The organism is Streptomyces sp. NPDC059169 (assembly GCF_042755225.1).
Taxonomy (GTDB): Bacteria; Actinomycetota; Actinomycetes; order Streptomycetales; family Streptomycetaceae; genus Streptomyces.
In genome coordinates this window covers 430,585-446,612 of sequence record NZ_JBHZCF010000005.1, presented here as the reverse complement: position 1 = coordinate 446,612, position 16,028 = coordinate 430,585, and the positions used below count along the sequence as shown (strand labels likewise).

Here is a 16,028-nt window from a genome sequence, read left to right as displayed (position 1 = left end):
CGGGGTCTCCGGCGGTCCGCCTCAGGGCCGTGCGGCGCCGCCGTCCGCGATGATCCCGGAGTAGACCTGCACCAGCCGGGTGCGCGAATCGTCGAGGTAGTCGACGAGCAGCCGCTCCGCTCCGTCCCGTTCGCCCGCTTTGAGTGCTTCCAGGATTTCCCGGTTCCGCACGAGGTACGACTCGTGGAGCCCGCGGGGATCGTCCACGACGTGGAAGGCGAGGCGGAGTTCGGCGAGGACGCCGCGCATCAGTTCGTCGGCGCGGAGGCTGCGGGCCAGCGCCACGAGCTCCCGGTGGAAGTGGATGTTGGCCGTGGAGACACCGTTCCAGTCCTCCTCGCGGGCCGCCCGCTCACCGGCGACCACCGCGTCGCGCAGGCCGTCGAGGGCGTACGGCGGCTCGCCCAGACCTCGGACGACGGCGCATTCGACGAGTCGACGCGTGCGGTAGATGTCCTCCACGTCCTCGACGGCCAGGATCCGGACGAACACCCCCCGATTGAGCTGGTGGACCAGCAGACGCTCATGGGTGAGCAGCCGGAACGCCTCGCGCAGCGTGTTGCGGGAGACGCCCAGCGCGCTGCCGATGCTGTCCTCGGAGAGCCGTGCACCGGGCGGGAAGAAACCCTCCGCGATCCGGGTGCGCAGGATGTCCGCGACCCGTTCCGCCGTGCTCGTGCGCCCCAGCAACCGACGGTCGTCGGCCAGTTCCCCGGGCCCGGATCCCGCCATCCCCACAGCCGCCCTCTATTCCGCTCTCCGTGACCACCGATCCCGTCGGCGGCTCCCGACCCCCATCGTAGAAGCAAGAAGGGGCGAACCTGACTCTTGTCGGATTGTTCAACGATCCTCTACGTTGTGCCGAGCATCACCCCGCGGCACCACCACATGACGCAGCAGCACCCGTCAGCCGCGCCCTCCCTCCCCTCTGCGAGGTGCAGATGAGCACGACCCAGACCTCGACGACGCAGGACGGACTCCCCCAGGAATCGGGGCCGTTCGCCTGGCTACGCGCTCTCGGACCGCGCGGCCGCCGAGCCTTCGGCGGCGCTTTCGGCGGTTTCGCGCTGGACTCCTACGACTTCTTCACCCTGCCGCTGAGCATGGTGGCCATCGCCGCCTACTTCGGTCTGAACAGCAGCCAGACCGGACTGCTCACCACCGTCACCCTGGTCGTCTCGGCCGTCGGCGGCGCACTCGCCGGCATCCTCGCCGACCGGATCGGCCGGGTGAGGGCCCTGCTCATCACGGTGATCACCTACGCCCTGTTCACCGTCCTGTGTGGATTCGCGCCCAACTACGAGACGCTGCTGCTCTTCCGGGCCCTGCAGGGTCTCGGGTTCGGCGGCGAATGGGCGGTCGGCGCCATCCTCGTCGCCGAGTACGCCACGGCCAAACACCGCGGGCGCACGCTCGGGGCCGTCCAGAGCGCCTGGGCTGCCGGCTGGGCCCTCGCCGTGATCGTCTACACACTGGTCTTCCAGTTCCTCGACGCCGACACCGCGTGGCGTGTCATGTTCTGGACCGGAGCCCTGCCCGCCCTGCTCGTGCTCTACGTCCGGCGGAACGTGACGGACGCCCCGGAGGCCGCCGAGCGGCGCCGTTCCAGCAGGGAGCGCGGCTCGTTCTCGGCGATATTCCGGACGGGCCTGCAGCGCACCACGCTGTTCGCCGTCCTGCTCTCCACCGGCGTGCAGGGCGGCTACTACACGCTGGCGACGTGGGTCCCGACCTATCTGAAGTCGGAGCGCGGGCTCACGGTCGTCGGCACCGGCGGCTATCTGACGTTCCTCATATCGGGCGCCTTCATCGGCTACCTCACCGGCGGCTACCTCACCGACGTGCTGGGCCGCAAGCGGAACATCGCACTCTTCGCCGTGCTGTCCGCGGCCTGCATCCTCGCGTACACGAACATTCCGGCCGGGTCCGACGGGCTGCTGCTCGTCCTCGGGTTCCCCCTCGGCTTCTGCATGTCGGCCATCTTCAGCGGCTTCGGTTCGTTCCTCGCCGAGCTGTATCCGACGGAGGTGCGCGGCACCGGGCAGGGGTTCACCTACAACACCGGCCGGGCCGTGGGGGCCTTCTTCCCCACGCTCGTCGGATTCCTGGCCGACAGCTGGGGCGTCGGCGGCGCCCTCGTCTTCGGCGCCATAGGCTACGGCCTCGCCGGCCTCGCCCTCCTCGGCCTGCCGGAAACGCGCGGCCGCGAGCTCACCTGAAAGGACCTCCCACCGTGACCTGGGGCTCGATCGACCTCAACGCCGACCTCGGCGAAGGCTTCGGCCGCTGGCGGCTGACCGACGACGAAGAGCTGCTCTCCGTGGTGACCAGCGCGAACGTGGCGTGCGGCTTCCACGCGGGCGACGCGGCCACCATGCGGCGCGTCTGCGGCCTCGCGGCCGAACGCTCGGTGCGGATCGGCGCCCAGGTCTCCTACCGCGACCTGGCCGGGTTCGGGCGGCGCTCCATGGACGTCCCGGCCGACGAGCTCGCCGCAGAGGTCGCCTACCAGATAGGTGCGCTGGACGTGTTCGCCCGGGCTGCCGGCTCCCGCGTCTCGTACGTCAAGCCGCACGGGGCCCTGTACAACCGGGTCGTGCACGACGAGGAGCAGGCCGCGGCCGTCGTCGAAGGCGCGCGGCTCGCCGGCGGACGGCTCCCGCTGCTGGGGCTGCCCGGCTCGGCGCTGCACGCGATGGCGGAGAAGGCGGGGCTGCCGGCCGTCACCGAGGCGTTCGCGGACCGCGCCTACACGGCGGACGGCACGCTCGTGCCGCGGGGGCAGGAGGGGGCGGTCCTCACCGACCCGGATGTCGTGGTCGAGCGATCGGTGTCCATGGCGAGGTTCGGGACCGTCATCTCCCACTGCGGCACGTCGATCGGCGTCCGCGCCCGTTCCCTCTGCGTCCACGGGGACACCGCGGGAGCGGTCGCCCTGGCCCGTCGTGTGCGCACCCGACTGGAGGGCTCAGGAGTCCCGGTGGAGGCCTTCGCATGAGGCTGCTGCGGGTCGGCGACCGAGCCTTGCTGGTGGAGTTGGACAGCGGCGCACAGGCCGGGGCGCTCCATGCCGAGCTGCTCCGCCGCCGCCGGGCCGGCACGCTCCCCAGGGTCCGGGAGGTCGTGCCCGCGGCACGGACCGTGCTGCTCGACGGCCTGGACGAACCCGAGCGGTTCGCGGCGGAGTTGGCGGGCTGGCGCGTTCCCCCGCTCGCCGCAGGTACCGGGGACGCTCTCGAGATACCCGTGCGGTACGACGGCCCCGACCTGGCCGACGTCGCGGCCGTGTGGGGCGTGCGGCCCGAAGACGTCGCCGGGATCCACTCGGCGGTCGAATTCCACGTCGCCTTCTGCGGGTTCGCCCCGGGATTCGGGTACCTCACCGGACTCGACGAGCGGTTCGCGGTCCCGCGCCGGGCGACGCCCCGGACCTCCGTACCCGCCGGGTCGGTCGGGCTCGCCGGCCCGTTCACCGGCGTCTACCCGCGCGCCTCGCCCGGGGGCTGGCAACTGGTGGGGACGACCGACGTGCCCTTGTGGGACGCGGCGCGGGATCCGGCCGCCCTGCTGGCACCCGGCACCCGTGTCCGTTTCGTCCCCGACGTCGGGACGCACCGATGACCGACCGCGCCGTGGCGGTGGTCCGGGCCGGTGCCCTCACCACCGTGCAGGACCTCGGCCGCCCGGGACACGCCCATCTCGGCGTCCCCCGCTCCGGGGCGCTCGACCCTCCGGCCGCGCGGCTCGTCAACCGGCTCGTCGGCAATCCGGAGCCGACGGCCGTGCTGGAGACGACGCTCACCGGGTGTGCCCTGCGCCCGCGCTGCACGGTGACCGTCGCGGTGGGCGGGGCACCGTGCTACGTACGCGCCGACGGGCGGGCCGTGCCCTGGGGTACGCCGGTACGGCTCACCGCCGGGGCGCTGCTGGAGGTGGGGCCGGCTGTCCGCGGTGTGCGGAGCTACGTCGCCTTCGCCGGCGGGATCGCCGTGGAAGCCGTCCTCGGCAGCCGGTCGACGGATCTGCTCTCCGGTCTCGGGCCGGACCCGCTCGGCGACGGCGCGGTGCTTCCGCTGGGTCCGGCAGCAGGTCCGGTCGAGCGGGTCGACTTCGCGCCGTGGCCCTCCCCTCCCCACGAGCTGGTGCTGGGGGTCAGGCTCGGCCCCCGCGACGACTGGTTCACGGGCGCTGCCCGGCGCACGCTCACCACAGCCACCTACCGGGTGTCGGCGGCGAGCAACCGCATCGGCCTGCGCACGGAGGGCCCGCTGCTGGAGCGGGCGGTGCACGCCGAACTGCCCAGCGAGGGCATGGTGCTGGGCGCGGTGCAGGTCCCCCCGGACGGGCAGCCGGTGGTGTTCCTCGCAGACCATCCGACCACCGGGGGCTACCCGGTGGTCGCCGTGGTCCGGGAGTCGGATCTCGCGGCGGCCGCCCAGGCCGTGCCGGGCACTCCGGTCCGCTTCGTTCCGGTGGGGGCGGAGGGCTTCGGCGCACGGCACGGGTGCTGAGACGCGGCGCCACGGCCGCGTCCGCCGCCGAACCCGCCCGGGTGCGGTCGGCCGTTCTCCTGCGGCGGCGCACCGGGGGGCGAGGTGGTCCTCATGGACCCGGAGGACGCGCTGCGCCCGGCCGCCCATAGCCGCCGCCGCCCGGCGTCCGGACGACCAGGACGTCCCCCGGCCCGACGTCCACCGAGTCCGCACCCCGCAGTACCTCGACCGTCCCGTCGGCCCGTTCGACCTCGTTCACGCCGAGTGCTCCCGGCCCGCCTCCGGACATGCCGTACGGCGGCACCCTCCGGTGGCCGGTGAGCAGGGCCACCGTCATCGGCTCCAGGAAGCAGAGACGGCGCACCACGCCGCATCCACCCCGCCACCGCCCGGCACCCCCGCTGCCGTCGCGCACCGAGAAGGATTCGACCCGCACCGGGTAGCGCCACTCCAGCACCTCGGGGTCGGTGAGCCGGGAGTTGGTCATGTGGGTCTGCACCGCGTCGGCACCGTCGAACCCGTCGCCGGCGCCGGACCCACTGGCCAGGGTTTCGTAGTACTGCACGCGGTCGTTGCCGAAGGTGACGTTGTTCATCGTGCCCGAACCCTCCGCCTGGACCCCGAGCGCCGCGTACAGCGCCCCGGTGACGGCCTGGGAGGTCTCGACGTTGCCCGCCACCGTGGCGGCGGGGTGGACGGGCGCGAGCATCGACCCGTCGGGCACGCGCACGTCCAGCGGCTCCAGGCAGCCGCTGTTGAGGGGGATGTCGTCGGCCACCAACGTCCGGAAGACGTACAGGACCGCGGCCATCACCACGGACGTGGGCGCATTGGCGTTGCCGGGCTGCTGCGGCGACGTGCCGGTGAAGTCCAGACACGCGGAGCGTGCCTGCCGGTCCACGCGGACCGCGACCTCGACGACCGCGCCTGCGTCGGTCTCGTAGCGGTAGGCACCGTCGGCCAGTCCGACGACGATGCGTCGTACGGACTCTGATGCGTTGTGCCGGACGTGCCGCATGTAGGCCTGGACCACGTCGAGTCCGAACTCGTCGACCATCCGGGCCAGTTCGGCGATGCCCTTCTCGTTCGCGGCGATCTGGGCCCGCAGGTCGGCAAGGTTGGTGTCGGGATCCCGGGACGGGTGGGGGGCACCGGTCAGCAGACGCCTGGTCTCGGCCTCGCGCAGTCGTCCGTCCCGCACGAGCAACCAGTTGTCGAAGAGGACCCCCTCTTCGTCGATGGTCCGGCTGAACGCGGGCATCGAGCCCGGTGTGATGCCGCCGATCTCCGCGTGATGACCGCGCGAGGCCACCAGGAATCGCAGCTCGCCGTCCCCGAACACCGGAGTCACGACGGTCACGTCCGGCAGGTGCGTGCCCCCGTGGTAGGGGTCGTTGACGGCGTACACGTCGCCCGGCCGCAGGGTGTCCCCGTTGCGTCGCAGCACCTCCTTGATGGACTCGCCCATGGATCCCAGATGGACCGGGATGTGGGGAGCGTTGGCGATGAGGTTGCCCTCGGCGTCGAACAGGGCGCAGGAGAAGTCGAGCCGCTCCTTGATGTTGACGGAGTGGGCGGTGTTCTCCAGGCGCACTCCCATCTGCTCCGCGATCGCCATGAAGAGGTTGTTGAAGACCTCCAGCAGGACCGGATCGGCGTCGGTACCGACGGCCCTGCGCGTGGGGCGGGGCTGCACGCGGGTGAGCAACAGGTGCCCGAGTTCGCCGACGACCGCCCGCCAGCCGGGCTCGACGAGGGTCGTCGCATCGGCCTCGGCGATGATCGCGGGCCCTTGGACGGCGTCGCCCGGGGAGAGGTCGTTGCGCCGGTACAGGGGCGTCGGATTGCTCCGGCCAGCCGTGAACACCTCCACCGTGGCGCACGGTCGAGGGCCTTGGGCCGCGGCCGGTTCCGCTTCCTCGACGACCACGTCCCCGTGGGGTCCGGCCGTGCCGACCGCCTCGACCGTGACGGCCTCGACGACGAGGGGCTTGTCCATCGTGAATGCGTAGCGAGCCCGGTGTGCCGTCTCGAAGGCCTCGCGCATCTGCGGCTCCGTGCCGAGGTCGACGGCGAGTCCCGCGTCCGTACCGGCGTACCGGATGAGCACACGGGCACGGGTGCTGATCGCGCCGTCGGCGACGGCGTCGGCGCGCAGCTCCGCGCGTGTGCGGTCGGCGAGGCGGTCGCAGAGGTCCGCGACGGACGTCGCCGTCTCGCCGTCGAGCTCCGCCTCCACCGACTGCTCCCGCATGGCGGTGGCGTCGGCGAGACCGATGCCGTAGGCGGAGAGCACTCCGGCGAGCGGCGGCACGAGGACGGTGCCGATGCCGAGGGCGTCCGCGACGGCACAGGCGTGCTGTCCGCCCGCGCCGCCGAAGCTGGTCAGCGCGTAGCGGGTGACGTCGTGACCGCGTTGGACGGAGATCTTCTTGACGGCGTTCGCCATGTTGAGCACGGCGATCTGCAGGAAGCCGGCCGCGACCTCCTCGGGGGTCGCGGTCGAGCCGGTGGCATCGCGTACCCGCGCGGCGAGTCGTTCGAACTGCTCGCGGACGACGTCGGCGTCGAGCGTCTGGTCCCCGTCGGGCCCGAACACGGAGGGGAAGTGGGCGGGTTGGATCCTGCCGAGCATGACGTTGGCGTCGGTGACGGTGAGCGGACCGCCGCGGCGGTAGCAGGCGGGCCCCGGTACGGCACCGGCGGAATCGGGGCCGACCCGGTAGCGCTGGCCGTCGAAGTGCAGGATCGAGCCGCCACCGGCGGCCACGGTGTGGATGTTCATCATGGGGGCGCGCATCCGTACGCCGGCCACCTGGGTGCCGAGCTCCCGCTCGAATTCCCCCGCGTAGTGCGACACGTCGGTCGAGGTGCCGCCCATGTCGAAGCCGATCACCCGGCCGAAGCCCGCCTGTTCCGAGGTCCGGGCCATGCCGACCACGCCGCCGGCCGGTCCGGACAGGACGGCGTCCTTGCCGCGGAAGTGCGAGGCCTCCCGCAGCCCTCCGTTGGACTGCATGAACATGAGTCGGATGGACCGGAGTTCACCGGCGATCTCGTCCACGTACCGGCGCAGGATCGGCGAGAGGTACGCGTCGACGACGGTGGTGTCGCCGCGCGGAACCAGCTTGATCAGGGGGCTGACCTCGTGGGAACAGCTCACCTGGGTGAATCCGAGGGCCCGGGCCGCTTCGGCCACGGCCTTCTCGTGGGCGGGGTTCCGGTAGCCGTGCATGAGGACGACGGCGGCACTCCGGAAGCCCGCTTCCCGTGCCGCGGCCAACTGTGCCTCGACCGGGCCGAGTTGCAGCGGCCGGAGGACGCCACCGCGGGCGTCGAGCCGCTCCGGGACCTCGATGACGCGGTCGTACACGGCCTCCGGGAGGACGATGCGGCGGTCGAAGAGGCGCGGGCGGTTCTGGTACGCGATGCGGAGGGCGTCGCGGAAGCCCTCGGTGATGACGAGGACGGTCGGCTCGCCCCGGCGCTCCAGGAGGGCGTTGGTGGCCACGGTCGTGCCCATCTTCACGACGTCGACCTCGTGCGCGGGCACCGCGTCCTGCGGACCGAGACCGAGGAGGAGTCTGATCCCGGCGACGGCCGCGTCACGGTCGTGCTCGGGGTCGTTGGAGAGCAGCTTGCGGGTGACCAGTCGTCCGTCGGGGCGTCTGGCGACGACGTCGGTGAACGTCCCACCACGGTCGATCCAGAATTCCCAGCGCCCGCTCATTCCCCCATTCTGACAAGAGGAGGCCCCGTGGACACGGCGGCGAGCGCGGACGACAGGGCGTCTTCTGCGACGAGGTCGAGTCGGGCGCTCGTGCCGCGGGCCCAGTGCCGCACCTCTGCGCCCGCGAGTCCCAGCAGTTGCGGCAGGAGGTCCGTACAGCGCCGCGCGACCCAGCCGGTGCCGGCTGTGGCCAGCCACATCGCCTTCGCGATCGGACCGGGTGCCGGCTGTTGGGGTTCGGCGCCCGGTACCGGGCCGGAGGCGATCCCCTCGGCGCTGAGCAGCGCGTGGAAGCGGGCGGCGATCAGACGGTGGCCCCGCTCGCCGGGGTGGAGGCGGTCCGCGCTCCACATGGTCCGGTCGCCGGTCCATACGGGATCCGCCATGTGCAGGTGGACGGCTCCGTAGCGTTCGGACAGCGCATGGACGACGACATTGACGGCGCGTTGGCGTCGTGCGAGCGGACGGGCGAGCGGAGCGGGCAGGCCGAGCAGTGCGCCGGGGTCGGGCAGGCACGCCGTCAGCAGCCTGGCGCCGCAGCCGGCCAGCGCGGAGCAGACCGAGTCGAGGCGCACGGCGAGGTCGTGGATGTCGAACGTGCACCGGAGCGTGTCGTTGACTCCGACGACGACGGAGGCGAGGTCGGGATGGAAGGCGACGGCCGGCGGTACCTGCTGCTCGTCGACGTCCCGGGTGAGAGCGCCGCTGGCGGCGAAGTTCCGGAACTCCGCGGGTCGTGCGGGGTCGCCGATCCCGGCGGAGAGCAGTGCCGCCCACCCGCGCCAGGCTCCGGCGACCCGGTCGCCGACCCCTTCGGTGAGGGAGTCGCCGAGCGCTGCGTAGCGCAGTGGCCGTCCGGTCCCCCGGTCGCGCGGAACGTCCGGCGGGGCCGTGGGGTCCTGAGCGGCGGGGCCCCCGGTCCCGTCCGCCGTCCCCGGGGCGAAGGTCAGGGGCGGAGGGGTCGGACCGGGTCGACCCGGTGAGTGGCCGCTCATGCCGCGACCTCGGGGTGGCCGGATGCCCGGACGGGGGCGTCGTGGGCCGAGAGGAAGGCCCTCACCGCCCGGTCCCAGCCGAAGAGCGCTGCGCGGGCACGGGCGGCGCTGCGGCGATCCGGCTCCGGGCGGGACAGGACTTCCCGCACCTCCGCGGCGAAGGCCTCCGGGGTGTCGACCGCGGCGGCCCCTGCGTCGCCGATGACCTCGGGCAGTGCCGAGGACGCGCTGGCCACGACGGGTGTGCCACAGGCGAGTGCCTCCAGCGCGGAAAGCCCAAAGGTTTCCGCAGGGCCCGGGGCCACGCAGACATCAACCGCGGCCTGCAGGTCCGCGAGCGACTCCCGGTCGAAGACGTGGCCGAGGAAGCGCACCGGCAGCCCGGCAGCCCGCGCCCGTCGGGCCAGCGCGCCCCGCAGCGGACCGTCCCCCGCGACGACCAGCGTGCCCCGCACACCGCCCGCGCGCAGCGCGGCGAGCGCGTCCAGGGCCATTCCCGGCCGCTTCTCCACGGACAACCGTGAGCACAGCAGGAGCAGGACGTCGGCACCCTCCGCGTACCGGGCGCGCAGGGCCGTGCTGCGCCGGTCGGGCCGGCAGCGCGCCAGGTCGACTCCGAGCGGTGCGCGGACCACGTTGCGCGCGCCGATCCTCACGAACTCACGCTCCGCCCACTCCGTCGTGCACACGATCCGTGCGTACGACCAGGCGCTGCGCCGGTTGAGCCGGTCCGCGGCGCCCCCGGCGAACGCACGCGGCACCCCCCAGGTGCGCAACACCCCGTCCGCCGTCTCGTGGGACACCATCACGGCGGGGATCCGGTGGCGGCGCGCCCACTCCCCCGTCCAACGCAGCGTGGTGCGGTCGCAGACCTCGAGCCGGTCGGGGGCCAGTTCTTCCAGGAGCGCCCGGAGGCGGGAGCGGCCGGCGAGGACGCGGTAGCCGCCGGTGGCCGGCAGCAGGGGCCCCGGGAGGGTGATGACCCTGCCCTGTGGCGTGAGGTCGTCGCCGGGCGCGTCGCCCGGCACCACGAGCACCGGCTCGTGCCCGGCAGCGAGGTAGCCGCGGCCCAGCTCGGACAGGGCGGTGCGTAGTCCCCCGGACGCGGACGTCACGAAGTTCGCCAACCGGACGATCCGCAGCGCGCTCATGCTGCCACCGCCGTCCGCCGGGTGAGAACCTCGTCGTAGTGGCCCAGCAACTGGTCCCCGACGACGTCCCAGGTCCGGCCCTCGACCGTGGAGCGCCCGGCCCGTCCGTAGGACTCCCTGCGCGCCGGGTCCGCGATGAGCGCCGCCGCTGCGTCCCGCACCGACCGCGGATCGCGCGGCGGCACCAGCAGGCCGGTGCGCCCGTGGTCGACGAGGTCCAGCGGTCCGCCCGCTGCGGGGGCGATCACCGGTACCCCGCTGGCCATGGCTTCCTGCACGGTCTGGCAGAACGTCTCGTACGGTCCGGTGTGCACGAAGACGTCCAGCGAGGCGAAGATCCGCGCGAGGTCGTCACCGGTGCGCCGGCCCAGGAACACGGCTCCGGGGAGGGCCGCCGGGAGTGCGGGAGCACTGGGGCCGTCGCCCACGACCACCACCCGGACCCCCGGGATCCCGCATGCGCCCGCGAGGAGTTCGACGCACTTCTCGGGCGCCAGCCTGCCGACGTAGCCGATGATCGTTTCGCCGTTCGGGGCGAGCTCGCGGCGCAGGGCCCCGTCCCTCCGCCCGGGTCGGAACCGCACGGTGTCCACACCACGAGGCCACAGGCGCACCCGGGGCACCCCGTGCGCCTCCAGGTCGCGGACGGCTGCGGTCGACGGTGCGAGCGTCCGGTCCGCCGACGCGTGCACCGCACGGATGCGGCGCCACGCCGTACCTTCGCCCGCGCCCACGTACGTGCGGGCGTATCCGGCGAGGTCGGTCTGGTAGACGGCGACGGCGGGCAGTCCGAGCCTCGCCGCCGCGCCCATCCCGCGCGCCCCGAGGACGAAGGGGCTGGCGAGGTGGACGACGTCGGCCCGGTGCGCGGTGAGCGCCGCGGTCAGCCGTCGGCTGGGCAGGGCCACCCGCACCTGGGGGTAGCCGGGCAGTGGTAGGGAAGGCACGCGCACGACCGGGCACGGCGCCGCAGGATCGGTCCCGGCCGCAGCCGGGGCGATGACGAGCGGGGCGTGGCCGCGGGCGGCGAGGTGCCGGGCGGTCTGCAGGGCGCAGTGCGCCACGCCGTTGACGTCGGGTGGGAAGGACTCGGTGACGATGACGACACGCATGGGGGTGTTCTCGTCGCACCGGGAGTGGCGCGGCCAACGTGGATCTTTCCGTCCGTGGAACGTCCCGTGAGTTTTGTGCCACGTCCCGCGGGAGCAGCCTGCGGTCCGCCCCGCGACGCCCCGGTGGCCGGCCTCCGGTCGCGGACGGTGCTCCGGCCCGGGCGTGGGGCGGCAGCGCGACGGGCGGTCGCCGCGGGTCCTGCTCGGGCCGTTCCGGGACGCCTCGTACCGGCGTCCCGCGTGCAGTTCCTCGGAGTCAGAGCGGAGGGGCGTCGGGGGTGATGCGGCTGCGTACGGCGGTCTGCACCTCGGCCTCTTCAGCCGGGTCGGCGGCCAGCCTGCGCAGGCGTTCTGCGACCCGCGCGTCGCCGGTCTCGGCGTGCAGCGCGGCGATCTCCCTCGTGGTCTCCTCGCAGTCCCACAGACACTCGACGGCGAAGCCGGTGGCGAACGAGGGATCGGTCGCGGCGAGCGCGCGGGCGGTGCGCCCGCGCAGCTGGGACGAGGTGGTCTCGCGGTAGACGTGGCGCAGGACGGGAGCCGCGCAGCCGATGCCGAGGCGACCGGTCCCGTCGACGAGCGTCCACAGCAGGGGGGCGTCGGGTCCGTCGGCCCGGACGGTCTCCCGCAGGGCGCCCAGCACCAGCTCGGCGTCCTGCGCAGCGCCGCGGCAGGCGAGGACTCCGGCGGCGGAGGCACCGAGTGCGTCGGGACGGTGGATCCAGCCGCGTGCCCGGTCCACCGCGGCTTCGCCGCACATCCGCTCGAAGGCGGCCACGGCCGCGTCGGCGACGGTGCGCGAGGCACCGGCCACCGCGGCCTCGATGAGGTCGAGTACGGCGGAGTCCCGCGACTCGGCCAGGTAGTGGAGCGCGGCGCACCGGGCTCCGTCGGCTCCACCGCGCGCCGTCTCGATGATCATCGCGCGGTCCTCGGGACCGGCCACCGCGCTCAGACAGCGGGCCGCCGGCACGTGCAGCGCGGTTCCGCGGTCCAGCCCCTGCTGCGCCCACTCGAACACCGCCTGGACGCTCCAGCCGGGTCGGGGACCGCTGGGTCGCATCTGTCGCTGCCAGCGGTCGAAGGAGCCCCGCTCCTGTGCGGCGCGCACCCGCGCGCCGACGGCCTCCCGGTGGTCCTCGGCCCACAACCGCCACGGCCGCGGTTCGAAGGCGTCCCGCACGGCGGCGGCCAGTTCGACGTCGCCCTCTGCCGTGGCCGGGAACCGGCTGAGCACCGGTCCTGCGAGGGACCGCAGGCCCGAGTCGTCGTCGCGCAGGGCGAGCTCGTCGAGGGCCCAGGCCCAGTTCGAGCCTGTCGCCGCATACCGGCGCAGCAGGACGAGTGCGTCGTCCCGGCCGTACGAGGCGAGGTGGCCGAGCACGGAGAGCGCGAGCCCGGTCCGTGAGTCATCGGTGTCGAACGTGTCCTCGGCGCTGAACAGGTGGGTCTCGATCTCGTCGAGGCCGCCGCCCAGGTCCAGGTACAGGCGTGCGTAGTACAGGGAGCGGTTCTCGACCTGCCAGTCGTGGCGGGGGTCGCTCAGCACGCAGTGGTTGAGGGCTGCGAGGGCGTCGGTACGCGGCGCGGCGAGCGCGTGCAGCGTGCCGTCGCCGCGGCCTCTCTGCAGCAGGCCGAGCAAGGTGCCGCTCGGCGCTATGACTGGTTCGAACATGGCAAATGCCTCACATCAAGCTGTCGACGCAACCGGTGGTGTGTTCGCCTAGGCCGCGCGGCAACATGATCGGCTGTCTGTCGTCTTCCGCTTGATGAAGTCCATCTTCCTCTGCCTCTCGTCGATGGCCCCTTGCGGGCCCGACGTCATGATGACCCAGCCGTTTCGCAGCCGCGACCACATTTATCCCGCGACTCCCACCTGGTGTTCCAGGCCCGTTCACCGGGCGTCGAACAACTCCAGGAGGTGTCCCTTCCCAAACATCCGCGCAGTATCCACGGCGGACGGAGTTCCTGCCTCCGGATCGGCTCCGCCGTCCAGCAGAGCGTGGACCACCGCGTCCTCGCCCTTGAAGACGGCGCCGGCGAGCGGGGTCTGGCCCCGGTCGTTGGCACGGTCGACGTCGGCGCCCCGGGCGAGCAGGGCGGCCACGGCCGCGGCGTGGCCGTGGTATGCGGCGAGCATGACGAGGGTGTCGCCCTTGTCGTTGGTGAGGTCGGCCGGAACGCCGGCGTCCACGTAGGCTGCGAGCGCTTCGGCGTCGCCGCGGCGAGCGAGGTCGAAGACCTTCGACGCCAACTCGACCACCTCGGGGTCCGCGCCTTCACTCATCCGAAGTACCGCCTCTCACTGTGCTGACCGGACCGGTGTACGGGCGGGCCGCACCGTACGAGTGAACCGACAGGGTACTGCCCGGGTGGGCGCATGACTGCGCGGCGTCGCGGCAAAGATCGGGCACGGCCCCCGGCGTAGATCAACACGCCCGGGGCAACAATCCCGCATCGGCCGTTCGAGTGAAAAGGAGGCTTTTTCACTCGAATGCACCTTTTATCGCATAGATACCTCCTGTGAGCATGGAAGAACTCAAGGTGACCGTCCCCTCACCCAGGAGAACACCTCATGATCCTGTCCATGTCAGGCGTCGTGCTGCTCGGCATCATCGTCTTCCTGTTCTTCAAGAAGGACGGGCTGAAGGCGTCGCACGCGCTGGTCTCCGCACTCTTCGGCTTCTACCTCGCGGGCACCGCCATCGCCCCGAGCATCACCGCGGGGGGCGCCAGCCTCGCCAGCCTGCTGGGCGGGATCAAGTTCTGACCTCCGCCCCCGATCCCTTTGACCTCTTCGACAACTCCAGGAGCAGGAGGACGATGTGGCCCGGCGACCACTTCCCCGCATGCTGAGCAGCGGCAACGACCGGATCGCCCGCAGCCGGGAGCTCGCGCGGACGGCCGCCGACAGCGCCACGGACGTGCTCCACCCGCTCATCACGATCAGCCGCGGCCTCCGGCTGATGGCCGCCGCCGGACGGCACAAGTGGGCCGAAACGCCGAAGGAGCGACGTGGCCCCACGCTGTTCCTGGCGGCGGCCTGCGTGTTGGTGATGACCGTCGTGGTGCCGTACGGACCGCTGCTCGGACTGATCTCGGTGATGGCGGTGGCTGCCTGGAAGGGACGCGCGCGCACACCCGTGCGCACCGGGCCCGCCAAGGCAGAGCTGGCACGGCTCCAGGCCCTCTACGACGCCCTCGTGCCGTACTTCGCCGTCCCCGAGGACCCCGCTCCGCTGTACGCACACGGAGGGGCGTGGGCGAAGGCTTTGAGCGACCACCGGTTCGACGGCGACGGCCGGCTGACCCGACTCCGAGTGAGCTACCCCGCCTACTTCCCCGACGGCGAGGCCGAGGCACGCACCCGGATCGAACAGCTGCTGCACGCCAAATCGGGTCGCGGCCGCGAGTACCGGTTCGACTGGGACGAGGAGGCGAACCAGCTCCTGATGAGCGTCCTGCCGGCCCTCCCCACGACGATCGCCGCCCAGCGCTTCGTGACCGCGCCCGGCGAAGCGGTGCTGGGCTTCACCGACGCCGACGCCGTCCCGCGCACGGTGCCCGTGGCCGACGGCGACGGGACCACGGACGCGCCCCCCGTCGTCTGGCGCACCGGCCCCCGGTCGACGGAGCCCCACCTGCTGGCCGTCGGCCAACCGGGCAGCGGCACGACGACCCTGCTCCGCTCACTCGCCCTGCAGGTCCTGCCGTACGGCGACGTACTGATCATCGACGGCAGCGGGACCGGGGAGTACGCCTGCCTGACGGGCCGGGACGGGGTCCTGGCCGTCGAGTGCGCCCTCGCCGGGGCACTCGCCAGCCTGGAGTGGGCGGCACACGAGACGGAGCGCCGGCTGATCACCGCCAACCGGGCCAGGCAAGCGGGCCGGCCGACCCCCGAGGACACCCGGCGCCCGCTGTGGATCCTGCTGGACCGCCCTACCGTGCTGAGCCACCTCGCTGCCGCCGACGGGCGCACCGATCCCCAGGAACTGCTCCGAGTCCCCCTGCGGCACGGCCGGGCCGCGCACGTCACGGTCGTCGTGGCCGACCAGTTCGACAGCGTGGACCTGCTCTGTGAAGCGGTCGACGCGCACACCCGCGCCCGGGTCGTCCTGGGCGCCGCCACCCCCGAGCAGGTCCGAGCGGTGCTGGGCGCGCCTCCGCGCACCACGCCGACGACCGAGGTGCCGCCGGGACGCGGCTACGTACGGCTGGGCACGAGTGGCGTCCTCAGGCTGCAGGTGCCGGCCACGCCCGACCCGTTCGACGACGCGACGAGCGAGGCGCACCGGCGGGCGGTGCTGGCGATGCTGCCGGAGCGAGAAACCCCGCGCGCGGAGCCCACAGCGACGGAACGCCTCGGGGCGGCGGACCCGGCCTGCGAGGCCCGGCCGGAACCCCTGGGGGAGCCGGCCGCAGGACCCCCGGCGGAAGCCGCGCCCGAGGCCCGGACGCGACCGGCCACGACGGCCGTTCCGGCGGAGGGCTGAGCAGCCTCCGCCGGAGTGCGGGGTCCGTCCGCCGGAGCGCGGGGTCCGTCC

Annotated in this window: 13 protein-coding genes; 6 read left to right on the top strand and 7 right to left on the bottom strand. The window is 73.1% G+C overall.

The window, feature by feature from the left end; genetic code table 11:
* Positions 1-21: 21 nt before the first annotated feature.
* Entirely contained in the window at positions 22-732 is a 711-nt protein-coding gene (locus ACFXOM_RS12715) for a GntR family transcriptional regulator (RefSeq protein ID WP_384942767.1), read from the bottom strand.
* A gap of 209 nt (positions 733-941) precedes the next feature.
* Between ACFXOM_RS12715 and ACFXOM_RS12710 the strand changes: the two genes are divergently transcribed.
* Genes ACFXOM_RS12710 through ACFXOM_RS12695 form a run of 4 tightly spaced genes read left to right on the top strand, consistent with a single transcriptional unit; the run spans position 942 to position 4,511 of the window.
* Complete coding sequence (locus ACFXOM_RS12710; protein WP_384942769.1) at positions 942-2,219, top strand: MFS transporter; 1,278 nt, start codon at positions 942-944, stop codon at positions 2,217-2,219.
* A 14-nt stretch (positions 2,220-2,233) separates the two neighbouring features.
* Entirely contained in the window at positions 2,234-2,998 is a 765-nt protein-coding gene (locus ACFXOM_RS12705) for a LamB/YcsF family protein (RefSeq protein ID WP_385037855.1), read from the top strand.
* Complete coding sequence (gene pxpB, locus ACFXOM_RS12700) at positions 2,995-3,621, top strand: 5-oxoprolinase subunit PxpB (protein WP_384942773.1); 627 nt, start codon at positions 2,995-2,997, stop codon at positions 3,619-3,621. Before ACFXOM_RS12705 ends, pxpB begins: the two co-directional genes overlap by 4 nt.
* Positions 3,618-4,511 (top strand): biotin-dependent carboxyltransferase family protein, encoded by an 894-nt coding sequence (locus ACFXOM_RS12695; RefSeq protein WP_385037852.1) that lies wholly within the window; start codon positions 3,618-3,620, stop codon positions 4,509-4,511. The genes pxpB and ACFXOM_RS12695 overlap by 4 nt, the downstream gene beginning before the upstream one ends.
* 91 nt (positions 4,512-4,602) lie before the next feature.
* On the opposite strand, the gene ACFXOM_RS12690 is transcribed toward ACFXOM_RS12695, so the two are convergent.
* The 6 genes from ACFXOM_RS12690 to ACFXOM_RS12665 all read right to left on the bottom strand — a co-directional run bounded on the left by ACFXOM_RS12690 (position 4,603) and on the right by ACFXOM_RS12665 (position 13,768).
* Positions 4,603-8,223 carry a hydantoinase B/oxoprolinase family protein gene (locus ACFXOM_RS12690; protein ID WP_385037849.1) on the bottom strand — a complete coding sequence of 1,207 codons (3,621 nt, stop codon included), beginning with the start codon at positions 8,221-8,223 and terminating at the stop codon, positions 4,603-4,605.
* Positions 8,220-9,218, bottom strand: a complete 999-nt coding sequence (locus tag ACFXOM_RS12685) for an SGNH/GDSL hydrolase family protein (RefSeq protein WP_384942778.1) — start codon at positions 9,216-9,218, stop codon at positions 8,220-8,222. The genes ACFXOM_RS12690 and ACFXOM_RS12685 overlap by 4 nt, the downstream gene beginning before the upstream one ends.
* Positions 9,215-10,369 carry a glycosyltransferase gene (locus ACFXOM_RS12680; RefSeq protein ID WP_385037847.1) on the bottom strand — a complete coding sequence of 385 codons (1,155 nt, stop codon included), beginning with the start codon at positions 10,367-10,369 and terminating at the stop codon, positions 9,215-9,217. The genes ACFXOM_RS12685 and ACFXOM_RS12680 overlap by 4 nt, the downstream gene beginning before the upstream one ends.
* The gene (locus tag ACFXOM_RS12675) at positions 10,366-11,481 is read right to left on the bottom strand and encodes a glycosyltransferase family 4 protein (protein ID WP_384942782.1); all 1,116 of its coding nucleotides are present in this window, start codon (positions 11,479-11,481) and stop codon (positions 10,366-10,368) included. The genes ACFXOM_RS12680 and ACFXOM_RS12675 overlap by 4 nt, the downstream gene beginning before the upstream one ends.
* 256 nt (positions 11,482-11,737) lie before the next feature.
* Positions 11,738-13,156: a HEAT repeat domain-containing protein gene (locus ACFXOM_RS12670; RefSeq protein ID WP_384942784.1), complete on the bottom strand. Its 1,419-nt coding sequence runs from the start codon at positions 13,154-13,156 to the stop codon at positions 11,738-11,740.
* Between the two features lie 219 nt (positions 13,157-13,375).
* Complete coding sequence (locus ACFXOM_RS12665; protein WP_384942785.1) at positions 13,376-13,768, bottom strand: ankyrin repeat domain-containing protein; 393 nt, start codon at positions 13,766-13,768, stop codon at positions 13,376-13,378.
* 288 nt (positions 13,769-14,056) lie between these two features.
* On the opposite strand from ACFXOM_RS12665, the gene ACFXOM_RS12660 reads away from it, so the two are divergent.
* Positions 14,057-14,251: a hypothetical protein gene (locus tag ACFXOM_RS12660; RefSeq protein WP_351224353.1), complete on the top strand. Its 195-nt coding sequence runs from the start codon at positions 14,057-14,059 to the stop codon at positions 14,249-14,251.
* A gap of 55 nt (positions 14,252-14,306) precedes the next feature.
* The gene (locus ACFXOM_RS12655; protein ID WP_384942787.1) at positions 14,307-15,977 is read left to right on the top strand and encodes a hypothetical protein; all 1,671 of its coding nucleotides are present in this window, start codon (positions 14,307-14,309) and stop codon (positions 15,975-15,977) included.
* The last annotated feature ends 51 nt before the right edge of the window (positions 15,978-16,028 follow it).

Coding starts and splice junctions, on each gene's coding strand:
- ACFXOM_RS12715 (WP_384942767.1), bottom strand. CDS start 732: ATGGCGGGATCCGGGCCCGGGGAACTGGCCGACGACCGTCGGTTGCTG.
- ACFXOM_RS12710 (WP_384942769.1), top strand. CDS start 942: ATGAGCACGACCCAGACCTCGACGACGCAGGACGGACTCCCCCAGGAA.
- pxpB (WP_384942773.1), top strand. CDS start 2,995: ATGAGGCTGCTGCGGGTCGGCGACCGAGCCTTGCTGGTGGAGTTGGAC.
- ACFXOM_RS12695 (WP_385037852.1), top strand. CDS start 3,618: ATGACCGACCGCGCCGTGGCGGTGGTCCGGGCCGGTGCCCTCACCACC.
- ACFXOM_RS12690 (WP_385037849.1), bottom strand. CDS start 8,223: ATGAGCGGGCGCTGGGAATTCTGGATCGACCGTGGTGGGACGTTCACC.
- ACFXOM_RS12685 (WP_384942778.1), bottom strand. CDS start 9,218: ATGAGCGGCCACTCACCGGGTCGACCCGGTCCGACCCCTCCGCCCCTG.
- ACFXOM_RS12680 (WP_385037847.1), bottom strand. CDS start 10,369: ATGAGCGCGCTGCGGATCGTCCGGTTGGCGAACTTCGTGACGTCCGCG.
- ACFXOM_RS12675 (WP_384942782.1), bottom strand. CDS start 11,481: ATGCGTGTCGTCATCGTCACCGAGTCCTTCCCACCCGACGTCAACGGC.
- ACFXOM_RS12670 (WP_384942784.1), bottom strand. CDS start 13,156: ATGTTCGAACCAGTCATAGCGCCGAGCGGCACCTTGCTCGGCCTGCTG.
- ACFXOM_RS12665 (WP_384942785.1), bottom strand. CDS start 13,768: ATGAGTGAAGGCGCGGACCCCGAGGTGGTCGAGTTGGCGTCGAAGGTC.
- ACFXOM_RS12660 (WP_351224353.1), top strand. CDS start 14,057: ATGATCCTGTCCATGTCAGGCGTCGTGCTGCTCGGCATCATCGTCTTC.